Raw genomic sequence first — 14,874 nt, 5'->3', positions numbered from 1 at the left:
ATTGCTAGTTTGCTTTGGCTTTAAGCGCTCTAGTTTGCTAGATCCTCAGCTACTTTTGCAGCGAGTTTTAGCTTGTCACTATCAAAGTGTGTGTAAATTCGCGAGGTATTTAAGCTTGCATGACCTAGAGCTTCTTGCACCAAAACAAGGTCTTTTTGCTTTTTGTAAAGCATCGTTGCAAAGGTGTGACGCAGCATGTGAGCACCATTTTTCTCTTTTCTGATACCAGCTTTAAAAAGGATCTGCTCCACTATGCGACTTACATAGGCTTGCGTCAGTCTGGTGCCTTTTTTATTTATGAAAAGATAGCCCTCTTTGTTGATGTAGTTTATTGCAATCGCATTTAGATGAGCTTCTATTAGGTGGCGTTTTATCATAACGATGCGGTATTTGTTACCTTTGCCTCGGATCCTAATGATAAAAAGATCGCCATCTTCAGTGATGTCCTTTCGCTTTAAATTTAGAGCCTCGCTCACACGAATGCCAGTAAAAATTATCGTTTTTATTATGAGCTTATTGCGATTTGAGTTTTGCTTAAAGTCACTTTCTTCGATCGCATCTAGAAATTTTTTGACCTCATCTTCGCCCATAAACTCAGGCAACTTTTGCCCTTTGTTGCCACTAACTCCGCCCCAGTTTTTTAAATTTATATCAAAAACATGGGCCTTGCCATCCTCTTCGTTTTGTTTGTCTAAAAACGCAAAGAAATTTATCACTGAGATGCGGTAATTTTTCTTACTAGCGTCGCTTAGTCCGCCGGTTGTGCTAGCCAGTATTTCGCTTAGCAGTTCTTCATCGATCTGCTTTAGGCTACTAAGCTCGTAAAATTTCATCGTTTCATATATTTTTTTAAGTGGATTAAAGTAGGTATTTATGCCAGTAAGTCCTGCATTTCTCGCGCTTTTTACCAAGCCATCAAGCTGATCAATGTTTTTTATCTCGCGGCTTAGAGCGAAATTTACACTTGCAAGTGCCTTTGGATCTCGAAGCTCTTTATTCGAAAGTGAGCTAAGTTTAAATTTGACGTAGCGAGTAAGCCAAAAAATAAATGAGTTTTCAAAATTATCTTTACAATCAAGTGGATATTTCAAACCAATAGCCTTAAATTTTTATTTTGAAAAGTATTATATTTGAAATTTTATAAAATCTACTCTTTTTAAAATTCAACTATAAAAGCTTAAGCGCATATCCATTTTCAGTGGCTTCAAGCTTATATTTATGCATCTTATCAAGCTCTAAAACCACTCTGAAATATCTATCATGCCAGCCTATGATCACATTTTTAAAATGTTCATTTTCAAGTTTTAAGCTCTTAGTTTTAAAGCTTCTTGGTGGCCTTGCAAAGTCAAGAACGATCTTATTTTTCTCATAAGCAAAATGCTTTAAATTTTTAGCTTTTGTAGCGATTTTTAGCTCTTTGCTATTAGCTAGAAAGCTTATAAAACCTAGAAATTTAACATCCTTTTTATTTTTGACACTATCAACTGGCTTTGCACTAGGCTCGATCTTTATCTCGACCACCTTTTGTTCAGGCTTTATGGTAGTTTCTTTTGTTTTGTCTGTGCTAAGATCGATCACTACAACATTTGGAGTTGGCATATCTGAAGTTTTATTTCTATCTTTATTTGAAATTTTAGTTTCATTTTTTTCTATTATCACAGGAGTGCTTACTTTTTGGCTAGGCATATTTGCCATTGTGACCGAAACATCTAGCTTTTTTGCTACGACTGGTTCTGGATTTTTTACCTTATTTAAAGCAAATTCATCGCTGTAATTGATAGTTTTATTTATATCAGCTAACCTTTTTTCCTTTATAGTGCCGTCATTTGCTCTATATCTTATGGTGACATCTAGTAAAAGCGCTGCATCGCTTGGAAATTTAAACGAAAGAGAATCAAAGCTATCAAATTTTTCTATGATATTTGTTGTCATAACGCTTGTATTTAGCTCGCTAATAGGCATAAATGGGTTCTCTCTAGCAAACACGCTTGCTGCAAATATAGATAAAACTAACCAAATTTTTTTCATCATTCCTACTTTTTATTAAAGTCTGGCTCAAGGCCTTGTAATTCAAAATAATCTTTTTGTAGGCGCGCGTTCATTTTTTTTAAAATCTCCACGTCCTCGCTAAGTCTATCTTTTTTACTCTGAAGACTTAGCATAACATCAAGTGAGCGTTTGCCAAACATCATATTGCCTACATAAAAGGCAAACATAGCCACACAAATGGTGGCTATGACGTAGCGTAATGTTGGTCTAATGTATTTTAAAATTTTATGAAATATGCCATCAGTGTTGCCATATTCGTCTAAAATTTCGCTCAAATATTATCCCCCAAAAACTCTCCAGCCTCAAGCTCGATCTCAAGCAAACGGTTGTATTTTGCGTTGCGCTCGCTTCTTGAAGTAGCACCTGTCTTTATCTCGCCAGTGTTTAGTGCGACTGCAAAGTCAGCGATGAATGCATCTTCGCTCTCGCCGCTTCTATGACTCATTATGCAGCGATATCCGTTTCTTTGAGCAAGGCGGACAGTTTGCATAGTTTGTGTGACTGAGCCTATTTGATTTGGCTTGATTAAGATTGCATTTGCGATCTTTTTCTCGATACCTTCGCGTAAAATTTTCTCATTTGTGACAAAAAGATCGTCGCCAACTAGCTGCACTTTGCTGCCAAGCCTTTTTGTAAGCTCAGCCCAGCCGCTCCAGTCGTCCTCGCTAAGGCCATCTTCGATAGAAAATATCGGGTATTTTTCACAAAGTTTTTCGTAGTAGCTAATGAGCTCGTCGCTGCTAAATTTCTTGCCCTCAAGCTCGTATTTGCCGTCTTTGTAAAGCTCGCTTGAAGCAACGTCAAGGGCTAGCTTTATTTGGCTGCCTAGCTCATATCCAGCCTCTTTTACAGCTTGTGAGATAAGCTTTAGTGGCTCTTCGTTGTCTTTTAAATTTGGAGCAAAACCACCCTCGTCACCGACAGCCGTACTGTGGCCAGCTGCGTTTAGGATAGATTTTAGCTTGTGATAAATTTCAGTTGCGGCTCTTAGCGCCTCGCTAAATGTGCTAAAGCCAAATGGCATAATCATAAATTCTTGAAAATCAACGCTATTATTTGCGTGCGCGCCGCCATTTATGATGTTAAACATCGGCACTGGCAAGATGCTGGCGTTTGCACCGCCAAGGTAGCGATAAAGCGGGATATTTAGGCTCTTTGCAGCTGCGCGAGCTACTGCCATAGATACGCCAAGGACTGCGTTTGCGCCTAAATTTGAGTAGTTGTGCGTGCCATCAAGCTCAAGCATCTCCGCATCGACTGCCTTTTGGTTGTAAGCATCAAGGCCTATAACTGCCTCTGCGATCTTTTCATTTACGTTTGAAACAGCTTTTAAAACGCCTTTACCAGCGTATCTTTCGTCTTTGTCACGAAGCTCCAGCGCCTCACGCTTGCCTGTGCTTGCGCCACTTGGCACGATCGCGCTTGCCTCGGCTCCGTCGCTTAGTCTAACTGTCGCACGAACTGTTGGGTTGCCTCTACTGTCTAAAACCTCGTGAGCCTCTACATCTTCAATAAATACCATTATTCATCTCCTGCTTCGTTTGTGTCGTCGTCTTCGTCTTTTGCGCCGCTGCTTATTAGGTGATCGATCCCCATTGAGCCTTTGATCGCCGCTACTATCTCATCAGAAATTTCTGGGTGCTCTTTTAGATAGGCTTTGGCGTTTTCTCTACCTTGACCTAGTTTTTCGGCCTTGTAGCTAAACCACGCGCCTGATTTGTCGATAATGTCGAGCTTTACGCCATAGTCGATGATCTCGCCCTCTTTGCTCACACCCTCGCCAAACATGATGTCAAATTCAGCCACTTTAAATGGAGGCGCGACCTTGTTTTTAACCACTTTTGCTTTTGTGCGGTTGCCGATAGGCTCGTCATTTTGTTTAAGTGTGGCTATTTTTCTAACATCGATTCTTACAGATGAGTAAAATTTAAGCGCATTACCGCCAGTCGTGGTCTCTGGCGTGCCATATCCCATCATACCGATCTTCATACGAATTTGGTTGATGAAGATAACAGTTGTCTTCATCTTGCTTAAAATTCCAGTTAGCTTTCTAAGCGCCTGGCTCATAAGCCTTGCTTGCAGACCAACGTGCTGATCGCCCATATCGCCGTCTATCTCGCTCTTTGGAGTAAGAGCAGCGACGCTATCAACTACGATAAGATCGACCGCACCGCTTCTTGCAAGCGTTTCAACGATCTCAAGTGCCTGCTCGCCAAAGTCTGGCTGAGAGACGTAAAGGTTGTCGGTATTTACGCCTAAATTTGAAGCGTATTTTACGTCTAGTGCGTGCTCTGCATCGACAAATGCACAAATTCCGCCAGCTTTTTGCGCTTCAGCGATGATGTGAAGCGTGAGCGTGGTCTTACCAGAGCTCTCTGGTCCGTAGATCTCGATGATCCTGCCTTTTGGAACGCCGCCTATGCCAAGAGCCAGATCAAGCCCTAGCGAGCCAGTCGGTATCGACTCGATAGCCTCAACCTCTTTGTCGCCAAGTCTTAAAAGCGTGCCTTTGCCAAAAGCTTTATCGATCTGCTTTAGCGCAAGCTCGAGCGCCTTTTTCTTGTCCGCTTCGCTCTCTGGGATAGCTATCTTTTTGTCACTATCTTTTTCTTTTGCCATTTTTTACCTTATAGTTGAAATTTGGCTTGATTTTATCTAAAAAGAGATGAATTTTACTTGATTTACTCGCAAATTATAATATTTTCGCCAAGCAGCGCAGCGCTATCAATAAGAGCAAAAAGCTGCTCTTTTTCAAACAAAAATCCATAAATTTGATCTTCGTTTTTTAGTATTGCAAGATTTAGTGGCTCTACAAGCGAGCTTGCGCAAAGATTTAAAAAGGCTTCGTCTATATTATTTTGTGAAATTTGGGGCTTATTTTTGAAATTTTCATCTTTTATAAAAGAGATAAATTCCTCTTGTGAGGTAGATTTATTAAATTTAAAAATTAGTTTTTCTTTTAAGGCCTCTGCCAAAATTTCATCAAATTTAACTAGGTCTATATGATTTTGAACGCCTAAAATTTTGGCAAAATTTAGCAGATTTTTATCGTAATCAGCCACATTTTTCTCATGCTCGCTTTGCGCCTTTTTAGCCCTATAAATGGCGTAAAAGCCGATAGCTATAAATAAAAATGAAAGGGTAAAAACTTCGCTCAAAAACTCACTCATCATCATCCTTATAAAATGCAAACTTCAGTCTTAAGCTCTACGCCAAATTTCTCTAAAACTCTAGCCTTTGCCAAATTTATAAGGCTAGTAGCGTCCTCAAAGCTTGCGTGGTTAAAATTTATCAAAAAATTTGCGTGCTCTTCGCTAAATTTCGCTCCGCCAATAGCGTATCCTTTTAGCCCGACCGCCTCAAGCAAAGCCCCCGCAAAGTACCCCTCTGGATTTACAAAGCAGCTACCAAAGCTAGCTCCTTTTGGCTGATTTGCCCTTTTTGCGCTTATGGCATCAGAAATGCTTGCGTCAAAACCGCTGTGAAGCTCAAATTTAGCTCCCAAAATGGCCTCATCTATGCCGCTGTGGCGGTAGCTAAAGTTTATCTCATCTTTGCTCACCCATCCACGAGCCAGACGCACATGCGTGAGGTTGTCACTTATACTAAATTTAAGCAACCCAGCGTTCATTTTGATAAGTCCGCCAAACGTGCCTGGGATATTTTTTAAAAACTCAAGGTCAGCGATGTTGTTTTGTTTTGAGAAGTTATAAATTTTGGCAGATTTTGTCGCAGCACCTATCTCAAGGTAAATTTTATCGCCTAAGCGTTCTAAATTTACATAGTCAAAACTCTTGCCAAGCATCGCCATTTTTGGGGGATTTGGCGAGATAAGAAGGTTGTTGCCTCCGCCTATCATCACAGCACCTAAAAAGTGAGGTGAGTTTAGGTCTTCAAGGCTATTTACCTCAAAAATTTCATGCACGCCGCCTATCCTAACCGAGGTAAATTTAGAAAAGTCAACGAGCCTCGTCACTGGATAAATTCCGGTATAAAATCAAGCATTCGAGTGGTAAATTCAACCATCATCGAGATCATCCAAGGCATTAAAAATATGATTACAACGACGACTAGCAAAATTTTTGGCACAAAGCTTAGCGTGGTTTCATTTATTTGCGTGGTTGCTTGAAAAATGGAGATGATAAGACCTGCGATTAGGCCGCTTAGCAGCATCGGAAGGCTAATATAAAGGGCGATTTTAAAGGTTTCAACTCCAAGCGAGACAAGCGTACTTTGCATCAGCTAAACCTTACTTCGTTGTATTCAGTTGGAATGAGATAGTCGTTTACATCGATTGGCTTTTCGAAAAAGCCTTTGCCATAGCCTATTTGATAGAGCTTGTTTAGTGCTTTTAGCTGCGTTTCGTTCATGCTTATAGACTCGTCATTTGCGTATAAATTTAGATACGTTTTTAGCTCGTCTTTGCCAACTCTGATGAGATTTCGCTCCATTAGCATGTGAGATAAAAATGGCTTGTGCGAAGTGGCGATCCTGACAGCTTCGCTAAGCACTCTTTCGCACTCGATCGCGTCAGTTATCGGTAGGCTTCGTCTAAGCGCCATGCCACCAAGTGGAAGCGGCAAATTTTCGCCGTTTAGCTCGCTCCAGATATCCCAAATTTCACGCTCTACGCAGAGCTGGTCTGAGAAATTTAAGATACTTTCATGTATTAGCACGCCAGCATCGACCTCGCCACTAAGCACAGCATTTTCGATCTCAAGAAAATTTTTATAAACTATCCTTGCCTCTGGATAGGCTATGCGAAAGAGTAGGGCATTTGTCGTGTTTTTGCCAGAGAGTGCGACCTTAAAATTTCGCTTTAGCTGCTTGCCTTTTAGCTTGATAAGCTTTGGGCCATATCCTTTTCCAAAGCTCACCGCACAGCGTAAAAGCGCATACTCGTCGCAAATTTTTGGATAGAGTGCAAAGCTGATCGCTGTGGCTTCATAAGTGCCTTTTAGCGCCTCTTCGTTTAGCGTTTCTATATCAAGCGCCTTTGATGTAAAGGCTAAATTTTTACTGCTAACCCAGCCAAATTTGACCGCGGCATACATGAAAATATCGTCAGCATCCGGCGAGTGAGCGACGTTTATAGTTTTTAGATTATGCAAAGATGATCCTTTTTTTGATTACGCCATTTTAATGAAATTTATTTAAAATAAAGTTTTAAGGGCGGTTTTGAAACGATTTTACCAGCTTTGCCTCTTTGAAATTTAGCACGTATTTCACGTCTATGGCGTCTTTAGCCCCTTTTCTTCGAGCTTGGAGCGTTGAGTAAAACGGATGTTTAAGCTCTAACATCTTAAGTAGCTTTTGATCGCTATCTTCTTTTTTTATATTTTCAACGATTATTGTCGTTAAAAATTTGCCCTCAAACTCGTAAAATGGCCAGACTATAACGCCTGCGTCGCTTGTTTTGAAGTCATTTATTTTAGACTTTTGAGGGATATTTAGCATGGAGATGATCTTTTTGCGTGTGCTGTCCGCGTTTTGCACAGAGATCACCTTTACAAGCAGATCTTTGTTCACTTCGAGTCCATTTTCACTAAATCGGTAAACTCCGTCTTCAAAGATGCCAATCTTTTCAAAGGCATTAGCGTAGTTTGCGGCAGTGCAAGCGGTCAGTAAAAGCGCTAGAAATATTAAAATTTTTATAAATTTCATCTTTTCTCTTAAAATTTCACTCTCTTTAGCCTATCTGAAGCGAAATTTTTCCTGCCAAATTTAGCCTCATCTTTGCCGTTTAGCTCGACTAGATCGCCTGTAAAGCCACAAATGTCATTTTTAACAAGATAACTTCCCACGCCATAAGTATCAACCGGCGTGTTATGAGCTTCAAAATCTTTTATAATTTTAGGGCTAAAGCCTGAACTAACGACGATTTTAACGTATTTAAAGCCAGCTTTATCAAGCGCCTCTCTTAGAGCAAATATAAGTTCCTTGCAAACGCCGTGTGGGTCAAACCCGCTAGTATCCTTATTATCAAAATATTTATCTATCAAATTTTTACTAGTATCCACTCTAACCGCGCCAAGCCTCTCTTTTAATGCGTTTGTAGCCTTTAATGCATCTGTGATCACGTCGTTATTATAATCAACCAATGCCGTGATCTTCTCATTTTCAAAGGTTTTAGCATAAATTTCTGAGGCTTTTACTATATCTCCACCGCACATTTGAATAAGCGCATGAGGCATGGTGCCACCACCTTTTAGCCCAGTAAGCTCGCCTTGAGCATCTGTGGCGACCTTTTTGATGCCGCCTATAAATGATGCATAGCCGTCGCCTGGTTGCGTGCAGATGTCATCTTGCCTGTCTGCCATGCTGAAAACGTCCTTGCCATTTGCCGCTCTTATCACATCTCTTGAGTTTGTCGCTACACAGCTTCTTCTAGTAAGCGTCGCGTCGATCACATTTTCTAAAAAGCCAAAATTTTCATACTTGCCGCTTATCTTTAAAACTGGCTCGTTTGCATTTATGATATCGCCATCATCAAGTGCGTAAATTTCAAGCTCGCTTGGGTTTTTGGCAAATTTATTGATGATAGCTAAAACCTCGTCGATACCGCAAAGCACGATATCATCGCGCCTTTGAAAGAACTGCATTGTCACGTGCTGATCAGGCAGGTTTTGCTTAATTATCTCATTTACTTTTAGAAAATATTTCGCAGTAAAGTAGCCCTCGCCGATCCTTGGATCTAGCCTAAAAGTCTTATCTGTTAGCCTTTTTATTTTGCCTTGCATCTTTAGCTCAAGTTCGTTCATGTCTGTCCTTTTTTTTATCGTGATTATAGCATTTTGGTAGAAAAGTAAAAATTATAAAAATATATTTTAAGAATATATAAGAGTATATTTTATAAAATCGTGAAATTTTACTTTTAAAGGAAAAATATGAAAAAATTTTTACTTCTACTGGCCGCAATTTTTGCATTTGGCAATGAAAATTTGCTAGTAAGTGCTGGTGGCGGATATAAAAAGATAGTTGAGGCAGTCGCACAAAATCTTAAAAAAGATGGCGTAAATATCGACACTTCTTTTGCGAACATCACAGCTATCATGGCTCAGGCAAAAGAGGGCAAAACTGACATAATCGTAGGCGATGAGGACTTTTTGAAAAAGTCTGATCTAAAGATCGCTGAGTATGTAAATTTGGGCTCAGGCGCCTTGGTGCTGGCTACCAAAAAAGGCGTGAAAATTGAAAAAGTTGAAGAACTAAAAGTGCTTTCTAAGATCGCTATGCCAGATGCAGCAAAGACGGTTTATGGCAAAAGAGCAAATGAATTTATGCAAAATGCAAAGATAAGTGACGAGCTAAAAGATAAAATTTTAGCAGTTGCTGGCGTTCCTCAAGTAGTTACTTATATATTAAACGGCGAAGTTGATGCTGGCTTTATCAACCAAACTGAGCTAAATGCACACAAAGACGAATTTGGTAGCTTTATCTTGATAGACAAGGCTCTTTACGCACCAGCAAATATCGTAGCTGCAAAGCTTGAAGGATGTGATAAAAAGACTGATTGCGTTAAATTTCTGGATGAGCTAAAAAGCGAGAGATCAAAAGAAATTTACACTAAATTTGGCATAAGATAAGGCTAAATTTGCAAGAGCTCACATGGCTATTTGATCCTCTGGTTTTAAGCATAAAGGTCATTTTATGCCAAGGGGCTTTGCTCGTCGTTTTTGGGCTAGCTTTAGCCTATCTTTTGGCCTTTTATAAAGGTAAATTTAGAGCCATTTTAGAGATGATCGTCACTTTCCCACTCATCTTTCCGCCTATTGCGACTGGATTTTTACTGCTTTATCTGCTTGGCAAAAATGGTATCGTAGGCAAGGCTTTAAATTTAGAAATTATTTTTAGTTTTAAGGCTCTTGTGTTAGCTGCTTTTATAGCTTCGCTGCCGCTATTTGTAAAGCCTGTCGCTTCTGCTCTTGGCTCACTTTCAAAGAGCCTAAGTGAAGCAGCATACAGCCTTGGGAAAGATAGATTTCAAACAGCTGTTTTTGTTCTCTTTCCATGTATTGCAAAAAGCGTAGCGGCAGCTTTTATCTTAGCGATCTCGCGTGGGCTTGGCGAGGTTGGCATAACACTTATACTTGGCGGAAATATAATAGGAAAGACTGACACTATCTCGCTTGCCATTTATAATGCCGTATACGATGGCAAAAGCGATGAAGCACTGGTTTTAAGCCTTGTTTTGGTTGTGTTAAGTTTCATTTTGTTTGGGATTATAAATTTGCTTGATAAAGGTAAAATTTAAAGTGAGTGGCGAGAGGATGAGAGAATCGAACTCCCCACCAGACGGTCAACCGCCCAGTCATCGGGTTTGAAGCCCGTGAGCATCACCAGATTACTTTATCCTCCGTGCGCGTTATTCTAGCAGATTTATATAAATTTTAGCCCATTTTCTATAAACTTTTTTTTAATTACAAAAAGGATCTATGATTTTAAAATTAGGCATTTTCACATTTTTGGTTTTATTTTTTTGCGCTTGCTCTTCAGTACTAACCCCAGCGACCGCGCCACTAAATGTCTATGATGCGTACTCGATTTCACGTGATAAAAGGGGTATTTACTCTATCACTCGTGACAAATTTATCCAAAGCAAATTACAAAGTAAAATATTATTTTCAAAAGGTCTTAGCAATATAGATATTGAGATCGAGTGTTTTTACGGCGATGTCTACCTTATAGGGCTGGTTGATAGCAAAGAGCTTGAAGGTAAGCTAGTAGAACTAGCCAAAAATACAGATGGTGTACGAGAAATTTACACCTATCTTCGCATAAAAAAGCCAGAATATCCATGCGATAGTCTAAAAATTCTTGCAAATTTAAAACAAAACCTTTTCAAAGATAGTATAGTTGAAGGAACAAATGTGCGTGTTAGTATCGTTGGCTGCGATGTTGTTTTTAGTGGCGTGGTCGATAGTATAGAGCAAGAAAAGCACGCCATTTGGTATGCTAAGCATATTAATGGCGTAGCCGATGTCTACTCATTTATGAAAGTTATAAAATAAAATTTCTATTTACTCTTTTTTACAAAGCTTGCAATGAGGCTTGGCAGAATAATAAGTGCACCAAGCAACATAAAAATCATAACCAGATCAGTTAGCAAACCAAAATAAATAGTTGGAATAAAATTGCTCGTTATCATCACACTAAAGCCAAGAAAAATAGTAAATGAAGTGTAATACATCGCATATCCGATGCTAGCATGAGCAGCTTTAATGCTCTCAAAAACACTTTTTGTAAGCAACTCTTCTTTAAAACGGTGGATGTAGTGGATGATATCATCAACGCCGATACCAATACTAATAGCCGCGATTGTGATACTCATCACATCAAGCGGAATACCAAAAAATCCCATCACGCCAAAGAGCGTGCAAAGTGGGATTAAATTTGAAACTATCGCAATGGTTGCTAGTTTGATACTTCTAAAAACAAAGCAAAATATGACAAAAAGTATAGCAACAGTTAGCCCAAAGGTATCAACTTGCGAGCTAAGTAAATTTTGAAGCATATTATTATAAAGCACCATCATACCAGCCACTTCAATACTAACGTTATCATTTTTGCTCAGCTCATCAAGTCCAGATATTAGCTCTTTTAAAAATTCATTTCTCCTAAGTTTTTCGTCACTATCAACGACTCTTAGGCTAAATCTAAGCTCGTTATTTTCGACACTCACATAAGGGCTTAGTAAGATATTTCTATACTCTTGCGGAAGTTTCTCGTACATAGCGGCAAGTAAAAAGTCATCACTAACGCCATTATTTAGTTCTTTTATGGCTTTGATTAGAGTTGCTAGCGAGCTTACGTGTCCAACAAATTTTTGCTCTTTTAAATAGTCGTGAATTTTCTCAGCAACCCTTGTATGGTAGCTATTAAACCAGTATTTCGCATCCTTTGCATTTCTTTCAAACTCGTTTTCAAACTCATCTTGTTCGGCATTTTTATCTTCTTTTTGCTCTTTAAATTTTACTATCACATCAACAGGTATCGTGCCACCAAGTTTGGTATCAATAACTTGCATTCCTTGGCGAATTTCTGTGCTTTCTTTAAAGTAGCCAATGAAGCTATTTTCAACCTTTATCTTGCTGATACCATAAACACCAAAGCAGACAACTAGAGCGCAAACTACGTAGATAATCTTTCTTGAGTTTAGAGCTAAATTCGCGCAGTATTTTGTAAATTTAAAGCTATTTTCAAAGGTTCTAATGGGAGCTAATTTTTCTAAATTTACATTTATCGCACCAAATAGCAAAAACGCAAGCACAAGCGAAACGCTAATGCCAGTGCTCATCATAATGCCAAGCATGATAACTGGCTTTATGTCAGCACTCATAAGCGAGCTAAAGCCAATAACTGTGGTAAATATCGCCCAAAAAGATGGAGAGAATTTATCACGAAGCGTTAGATAAATTAGCTGATTTTGGCTATATTTTGGATGCTTTGCGAAAAATTCTCTATAGCTAACGACTAGATGGATGACTGTTGAAATAGTAATGATGAGCTGAAGTGCGATGTAGTTTGAGCTAATGACCGTCACTTCCCAGTCAAATATACCAAAAATTCCGGTCGTAAAAATGGCACTTATGGCACATATAAACATCGGTAAAACTATCCATCTAATCTGCCTGAAAAATAGCCATAAACTAAAGCTAAGAAGAGCAAGTACGCTTAGGCCATAGACTAAAAGATCGCTCTTTATAAAGCCTATCATATCATCAGCGATCATATTTGCACCACCTAAAAACAGCTCGTCATTTGCGTTAAATTTAGCTATGGTTGCTTTTATGGCCTCAAGGTTTTCGTGATCACTTTTTCTAAGCTCATCTCGGTAGGCTTTAAACTCATAGGCAAGAGCCTCTAGCTTAAGTCGCTCAGCTTGTGTGATAGTGCCGTTTGACTCTTTTTGGCTAAGTAAATTTCTCTCATTTACAAGTTCATTAAATTTCTCATCTTGTTTTAAATTTAGAGCAATTGCTGTGGTTTTTAGATCTTTGCTTATCAAATTTCCGCTGTAAATCGGACTTTTGGCAAACTCGAGCTTTGCTTTTGAAATATTTATATCTTTATCTTGCAGCGTTGGAGTATGATCTAAGATACCCGTAATCCCGCCTTTTACACTATTTAAAAGCGGAATATTTATTATAGAGATGACGCTATTTACCATATCGTTTTTAGCTAGTTCATCGCCTAAATTTTTAATAAGCTCTAAATTTTTAGATGAAAAAAGATCATCTTTTGGAGTAAAGGCGACCACTAAAAATCCGGGTGAGTCGTAGCGTTTGGCTATCTCTCTATAAGCTTTTAAGTCAGGATCATGCTCAAGCAGTAGCGTTTCAGCTGACGCATCAACGCTAAGCTTGGTGCTAAGATAGCCAAAAACTACGCTTAAAGCTAAAATTAGAGCAATAATAAGCTTGTTTTTAGCAATGATAAATTTAAAAATTTGTCGCATTAAGGGTTAGTTTTATTTTGATCAGGCAAAACAGCTTCGTTTAGCTTTTGTAAAAGAGTATTGAAATCAGCGTTATTTAGCACATCACCAAACTGACTTCTGTATGTTTGAATGATGCTTACGCCAACGATATCAAGATCGTAAATGAGCCAACCACGCTCTTTAGCGTCATAAAATTTATAGACAAATTCGTAGCTCTTGCCATCATTTATAAGCTCAGATGTTAGCCAGTATCTATTTTTTTGAGGTTCGCTCTCGCCAGTTATATGTATCTCTTGATCTTTGTATCCTAAAAGTTTATCTATGTATGAGCCTTTTAGTTTTTGCTCAAATGCTGCGTCAAATTTAGCCTGTTCATCGCTACTTAGACTGTTGTAACGTTTGCCAAGGCTTATCTTTGCCATTTGTTTATAGTCAAAAAATGGATCAAGAAGAGCAAAAATTTCTTTTGTCTTTGCGTTATTGTCTAAATTTGTATCTTTTAAAATTTCAATAACCTTTGTTGTTTTCATCTCTACTTCAGGCTTGATCTGCTCTTTTGAAATAGCAAAAAGGCTAGTTGTAAAAAGTAAAATCATAGTTAGAATTTTTAAAATTTTCATATTTACTCCTTGATAAGCTTGTCACGTCTTTGCTCGTAAGCATCGCGTAAAAATGGATAAAGATCAATAGCATCTTTTCTTAGTTTTTCATAAGCAGTTGGATCTTGTGAAAAGCTATTAAACGCTCTATATGACTTGATGCCAGTTGATAAAAGTATGGGATCAACGTAGCTAATAGGATCAGTAAAATAATCTCCGACCATGCCACCAGTATCTCTTAAATTTGATGGTCCAATAAGTGGCCAAACGATATGAAAACCGCTGCCAAGCCCCCAATATCCAAGCGTTTGTCCAAAATCTTCATCGTGAGCTTTGAGGTTGTAGTATTTTGCTCCGTCTGTTAGTCCGCCAAAGCCTATTATCGTATTTGCTAAAAATCTCAATGTCTCTTCACCAGCATTTTGAAATTTAAACTGAAGTAAGTTATTTACAAAGCGAACTGGGAAAAGCAGGTTGTCAAAGAAATTTGAAACCATTGTTCTAGCTGTTTTTGGCACAACGTAGGCATAGCCTTTTGCCACCGGAGTTAGCATATTTACATAGATAAAGTCATTTGCGTGTGTCATCATTCTATTGTAACCACTAAGCGGGTCAAAAACATCTTTTCTTGCTTCAAATTCAACATCAAATTCGTCGCTTTCGCTATTCGTATTTATGTCAGTATTAGCACAGGCTAAAAGCAAACTAAAAAAGATAGAAAGCAAAAATTTCATACTAAGCCTTATTTTTATTTATAAAATGTAGCTTGATTTTATCTTTTAAAAA

The 14,874-nt window shown here is 38.7% G+C and carries 17 protein-coding genes and 1 tRNA gene; 3 read left to right on the top strand and 15 right to left on the bottom strand.

Translation table 11 applies throughout. The annotated features are described in order from the left end of the window. Positions 1–29: 29 nt before the first annotated feature. The 11 genes from CCON33237_RS08425 to CCON33237_RS08375 all read right to left on the bottom strand — a co-directional run bounded on the left by CCON33237_RS08425 (position 30) and on the right by CCON33237_RS08375 (position 8,810). A complete protein-coding gene (locus CCON33237_RS08425) occupies positions 30–1,091 on the bottom strand; it encodes a tyrosine-type recombinase/integrase (RefSeq protein ID WP_054197227.1) in 1,062 nt (353 codons plus the stop codon). A 76-nt stretch (positions 1,092–1,167) separates the two neighbouring features. Next, positions 1,168–2,028 (bottom strand): AMIN domain-containing protein, encoded by an 861-nt coding sequence (locus CCON33237_RS08420; RefSeq protein ID WP_054197226.1) that lies wholly within the window; start codon positions 2,026–2,028, stop codon positions 1,168–1,170. A gap of 5 nt (positions 2,029–2,033) precedes the next feature. Further along, on the bottom strand, positions 2,034–2,324 hold the full coding sequence (locus CCON33237_RS08415; RefSeq protein WP_054197225.1) for a hypothetical protein: 291 nt from the start codon (positions 2,322–2,324) through the stop codon (positions 2,034–2,036). Next, complete coding sequence (eno, locus tag CCON33237_RS08410; protein WP_054197224.1) at positions 2,321–3,571, bottom strand: phosphopyruvate hydratase; 1,251 nt, start codon at positions 3,569–3,571, stop codon at positions 2,321–2,323. Before eno ends, CCON33237_RS08415 begins: the two co-directional genes overlap by 4 nt. Continuing rightward, positions 3,571–4,668, bottom strand: a complete 1,098-nt coding sequence (recA, locus tag CCON33237_RS08405) for a recombinase RecA (protein ID WP_021085361.1) — start codon at positions 4,666–4,668, stop codon at positions 3,571–3,573. Before recA ends, eno begins: the two co-directional genes overlap by 1 nt. Positions 4,669–4,730: 62 nt before the next feature. Further along, the gene (locus CCON33237_RS08400; protein ID WP_054197223.1) at positions 4,731–5,219 is read right to left on the bottom strand and encodes a hypothetical protein; all 489 of its coding nucleotides are present in this window, start codon (positions 5,217–5,219) and stop codon (positions 4,731–4,733) included. Between the two features lie 8 nt (positions 5,220–5,227). Continuing rightward, positions 5,228–6,025 (bottom strand): UDP-N-acetylmuramate dehydrogenase, encoded by a 798-nt coding sequence (locus CCON33237_RS08395; RefSeq protein ID WP_054197222.1) that lies wholly within the window; start codon positions 6,023–6,025, stop codon positions 5,228–5,230. Further along, on the bottom strand, positions 6,022–6,291 hold the full coding sequence (fliQ, locus tag CCON33237_RS08390; protein WP_223154231.1) for a flagellar biosynthesis protein FliQ: 270 nt from the start codon (positions 6,289–6,291) through the stop codon (positions 6,022–6,024). Before fliQ ends, CCON33237_RS08395 begins: the two co-directional genes overlap by 4 nt. Then, entirely contained in the window at positions 6,288–7,103 is an 816-nt protein-coding gene (locus CCON33237_RS08385) for a menaquinone biosynthesis family protein (RefSeq protein WP_054197431.1), read from the bottom strand. Before CCON33237_RS08385 ends, fliQ begins: the two co-directional genes overlap by 4 nt. Positions 7,104–7,215: 112 nt before the next feature. Continuing rightward, positions 7,216–7,713, bottom strand: coding sequence for a hypothetical protein (locus CCON33237_RS08380; protein WP_054197221.1), 498 nt, complete (start codon positions 7,711–7,713; stop codon positions 7,216–7,218). 8 nt (positions 7,714–7,721) lie between these two features. Beyond that, the gene (locus tag CCON33237_RS08375; protein ID WP_054197220.1) at positions 7,722–8,810 is read right to left on the bottom strand and encodes a nicotinate phosphoribosyltransferase; all 1,089 of its coding nucleotides are present in this window, start codon (positions 8,808–8,810) and stop codon (positions 7,722–7,724) included. A gap of 126 nt (positions 8,811–8,936) precedes the next feature. On the opposite strand from CCON33237_RS08375, the gene modA reads away from it, so the two are divergent. Further along, the gene (gene modA / locus CCON33237_RS08370) at positions 8,937–9,635 is read left to right on the top strand and encodes a molybdate ABC transporter substrate-binding protein (protein WP_054197219.1); all 699 of its coding nucleotides are present in this window, start codon (positions 8,937–8,939) and stop codon (positions 9,633–9,635) included. 8 nt (positions 9,636–9,643) lie between these two features. Beyond that, a complete protein-coding gene (locus CCON33237_RS08365; RefSeq protein ID WP_054197218.1) occupies positions 9,644–10,303 on the top strand; it encodes a molybdate ABC transporter permease subunit in 660 nt (219 codons plus the stop codon). A 6-nt stretch (positions 10,304–10,309) separates the two neighbouring features. On the opposite strand, the gene CCON33237_RS09570 is transcribed toward CCON33237_RS08365, so the two are convergent. Further along, positions 10,310–10,407: transfer RNA gene (locus CCON33237_RS09570), tRNA-Sec, on the bottom strand. A gap of 77 nt (positions 10,408–10,484) precedes the next feature. On the opposite strand from CCON33237_RS09570, the gene CCON33237_RS08360 reads away from it, so the two are divergent. Further along, positions 10,485–11,060 carry a BON domain-containing protein gene (locus CCON33237_RS08360; RefSeq protein WP_054197217.1) on the top strand — a complete coding sequence of 192 codons (576 nt, stop codon included), beginning with the start codon at positions 10,485–10,487 and terminating at the stop codon, positions 11,058–11,060. 5 nt (positions 11,061–11,065) lie between these two features. Here CCON33237_RS08360 and CCON33237_RS08355 read toward each other — a convergent pair whose 3' ends face one another. Genes CCON33237_RS08355 through CCON33237_RS08345 form a run of 3 tightly spaced genes read right to left on the bottom strand, consistent with a single transcriptional unit; the run spans position 11,066 to position 14,822 of the window. After that, positions 11,066–13,507, bottom strand: coding sequence for an efflux RND transporter permease subunit (locus tag CCON33237_RS08355; protein WP_054197216.1), 2,442 nt, complete (start codon positions 13,505–13,507; stop codon positions 11,066–11,068). Further along, a complete protein-coding gene (locus tag CCON33237_RS08350; RefSeq protein ID WP_054197215.1) occupies positions 13,507–14,109 on the bottom strand; it encodes a Tgt2/MlaC family protein in 603 nt (200 codons plus the stop codon). Before CCON33237_RS08350 ends, CCON33237_RS08355 begins: the two co-directional genes overlap by 1 nt. A 2-nt stretch (positions 14,110–14,111) precedes the next feature. Beyond that, on the bottom strand, positions 14,112–14,822 hold the full coding sequence (locus CCON33237_RS08345) for an MlaA family lipoprotein (protein ID WP_054197214.1): 711 nt from the start codon (positions 14,820–14,822) through the stop codon (positions 14,112–14,114). Positions 14,823–14,874: the final 52 nt, after the last annotated feature.

This window comes from Campylobacter concisus (assembly GCF_001298465.1).
In the GTDB taxonomy this organism is placed as follows: domain Bacteria; phylum Campylobacterota; class Campylobacteria; order Campylobacterales; family Campylobacteraceae; genus Campylobacter_A; species Campylobacter_A concisus.
The sequence above is the reverse complement of the archived record's forward strand: the minus strand, read 5'-3'. Positions and strand labels throughout refer to the sequence as shown.

Bases quoted from the DNA above. Each gene is read 5' to 3' on its own strand.
- recA (WP_021085361.1), bottom strand. From the start codon at position 4,668: ATGGCAAAAGAAAAAGATAGTGACAAAAAGATAGCTATCCCAGAGAGC.
- eno (WP_054197224.1), bottom strand. From the start codon at position 3,571: ATGGTATTTATTGAAGATGTAGAGGCTCACGAGGTTTTAGACAGTAGA.
- CCON33237_RS08360 (WP_054197217.1), top strand. From the start codon at position 10,485: ATGATTTTAAAATTAGGCATTTTCACATTTTTGGTTTTATTTTTTTGC.
- modA (WP_054197219.1), top strand. From the start codon at position 8,937: ATGAAAAAATTTTTACTTCTACTGGCCGCAATTTTTGCATTTGGCAAT.
- CCON33237_RS08345 (WP_054197214.1), bottom strand. From the start codon at position 14,822: ATGAAATTTTTGCTTTCTATCTTTTTTAGTTTGCTTTTAGCCTGTGCT.
- CCON33237_RS08385 (WP_054197431.1), bottom strand. From the start codon at position 7,103: ATGTATGCCGCGGTCAAATTTGGCTGGGTTAGCAGTAAAAATTTAGCC.
- CCON33237_RS08400 (WP_054197223.1), bottom strand. From the start codon at position 5,219: ATGAGTGAGTTTTTGAGCGAAGTTTTTACCCTTTCATTTTTATTTATA.
- CCON33237_RS08380 (WP_054197221.1), bottom strand. From the start codon at position 7,713: ATGAAATTTATAAAAATTTTAATATTTCTAGCGCTTTTACTGACCGCT.
- CCON33237_RS08420 (WP_054197226.1), bottom strand. From the start codon at position 2,028: ATGAAAAAAATTTGGTTAGTTTTATCTATATTTGCAGCAAGCGTGTTT.
- CCON33237_RS08355 (WP_054197216.1), bottom strand. From the start codon at position 13,507: ATGCGACAAATTTTTAAATTTATCATTGCTAAAAACAAGCTTATTATT.
- CCON33237_RS08350 (WP_054197215.1), bottom strand. From the start codon at position 14,109: ATGAAAATTTTAAAAATTCTAACTATGATTTTACTTTTTACAACTAGC.
- CCON33237_RS08375 (WP_054197220.1), bottom strand. From the start codon at position 8,810: ATGAACGAACTTGAGCTAAAGATGCAAGGCAAAATAAAAAGGCTAACA.